The sequence below is a fragment of the Thioalkalivibrio halophilus genome (assembly GCF_001995255.1).
Taxonomy (GTDB): Bacteria; Pseudomonadota; Gammaproteobacteria; order Ectothiorhodospirales; family Ectothiorhodospiraceae; genus Thioalkalivibrio; species Thioalkalivibrio halophilus.
The window spans coordinates 1-2,076 of record NZ_MUZR01000076.1 but is presented as its reverse complement, the minus strand read 5'-3'; the positions used below and the strand labels follow the sequence as shown (position 1 = coordinate 2,076).

Annotated in this window: 2 protein-coding genes; both read left to right on the top strand. The window is 63.1% G+C overall.

The annotated features are described in order from the left end of the window. Positions 1-68 precede the first annotated feature (68 nt). The gene (locus B1A74_RS13595) at positions 69-1,184 is read left to right on the top strand and encodes a tyrosine-type recombinase/integrase (RefSeq protein ID WP_143592267.1); all 1,116 of its coding nucleotides are present in this window, start codon (positions 69-71) and stop codon (positions 1,182-1,184) included. Between the two features lie 342 nt (positions 1,185-1,526). Then, on the top strand, positions 1,527-1,952 hold the full coding sequence (locus tag B1A74_RS13590) for a hypothetical protein (RefSeq protein ID WP_077244946.1): 426 nt from the start codon (positions 1,527-1,529) through the stop codon (positions 1,950-1,952). Positions 1,953-2,076 lie beyond the last annotated feature (124 nt).

The window sequence follows — 2,076 nt, the reverse complement described above, 5'->3', positions numbered from 1 at the left end:
ACTTTCGACAGTAACTCCCGGCCGTGCCGGATGGCACGCGCGGGCGGTTTCGGAATCCCGGCGACAACATGCTGGATGCGGCCAGTGATCGGGAGGCGGTGATCGCCTGGTTCGCCCGCAAGGGCATCGACCCCAGAGGCGACAACCGCCCTACCCCGACGGCAGACGCGTATATCCGGGAGGTCACGCGCGTGCTGTTGTGGGCCGCCTGGCGGGGGCAGGCCCTGAGTGACCTGTCAGCCCGGGACGTACTGGCCTACAAGGCCTTCCTGGTCGAGCCCTCCCCTGCCGAGGTCTGGGTGTCGAACGACACGACCAAGCGTGCGCGCGCGCACCCGGACTGGCGACCGTTCCAGCCGGGGCGCTCATCCAAGCGGGCCGAATACGGATTGCGGGTGCTGAACGATCTGCTGGGATTTCTCGCGCAGGCCGGTTACCTCCAGGCGAACCCGGCGGCATTGGTGGACCTGACCGTCGAGCGATCGAAGGAAACCGAGGCGGCGGCCAGCCAGGCGCAACGCGGGCGAGCACTGACCCGTAAAGGCTGGGAGGCCATCAAGCGGTACATCGATGGCCTCCCCTTCGGCACCGAGGAAGACGCGTTCCAGAAAGCCAGAGCCCGCTGGGTCTTCCATCTGCTCTACACCCTGGGAATTCGGATCAGTTCGTTGCGCGGACGTTTTGGGGAGATCCAGCCCACGGTGATCGACGAGGAGGAAGTCTGGGTCTGGTCCCTGGAGGTGAAAGGCGGGAAACGAATGGTGCTACCCCTGCCATTCAGCGTGCTGGATGAAATGCAGCGGTTCCGGCTGACCTTGGGGCTGTCTCGATGGCCGTCAGCCGATGACCCGGTGCCCATCGTGCCGCGTGCGCGCGCGCACAACGGCGTGGATGAAAAGCCGCTCACGCGGCAGGCCCTTGATCACCTAACCCGTCGAGTCATCCAGGGTGCTAGCCGGCGGCTGGCCGAACAGGGGGAAGAACGGGAGTCGGAAAGGCTGGCCCGGGCGAGTGCGCATGCGCTCCGGCATACGGCAGGGACGGAACTGGCCGACCAGGGTGCCAGCCTGCGCGACGCGGCCGAGGCGTTGGGGCATTCCGATGTGCGGACCACGCAGCGGTATAGCCGCGCGGAACTCGAACGATTGCGGAGCGTGTTGGAAGTACGGGATACGCGCTGGTGAGTGGGGTCGCTCTGATGCGTCGCCCTCCCCTCCTCGGCTATTTTTGCCTCCTTAGTGAGGTCTTTGGTCTTGCCTGGTCAAAACGTGACCAACAGAGAGCACGCACAGGCCGTTTTCCCGAGGGGCCGTGAGCGATTACCTATCCAACAGATAAGAGCCTCATGTGCGCCAACACGAGGGCTCTGAGGAAATTGGGGTCTTTGGTGTGGTTGATTGATACCCACGTGAAGCCGATCGGTCCAGGTGTGCGCGTGCGCACACTCGAATTGGGGCGATGGAAAAAATCGACAAAGGGCGATCGATCTGTACGCTGGGCCCTGCAACCAATAAAGGAGAACGTTGATGAAGATGAAGATGAAGATGATGGCTCTGGCGCTGGTGGCGCCGATGGCTCTGGGCCTGGCGGCATGCTCGAATGAAGGCGAAGGGCCGGAAATTGACGCAAGCTCGGAGGCCATGCTGATGACCTCCTCCATGCAGGCCGTGACTTGGTTCAAGGAGAAGGGTGAGGAGGTGAAGGCCCGAGAGCTGGGCACGGGGGTCGAACTCTATATCGAGGAAGGGAAAGCCGAAGAGCTCGATGGGCTGCGTGCGACCCGCGCTCACGCCGAAGTTCAGGAGGTCGCTGAAGAGGTCGTGGAAAAGCGGCGGAAGGAACGGGAAGCGAGGGAACAGAGCCGTAAAGAACATCTCGAGCGTTCGCGCCAGCGGAGAGAGGAAGCGGAGGAGATGCTCAAGCAATACCGTCCCGATGATGAAGAGCCGTAGCCCGACGCTCCGGGTGCTACATGCGCAATCCCGAAGGGCGGCACTAGGTGCCGCCCTTTTTTGTGGGTGCGGACGTGAGCTGGTCTAATTTCCGTGGACACCTCGTTAGGTGGGACGATACCCC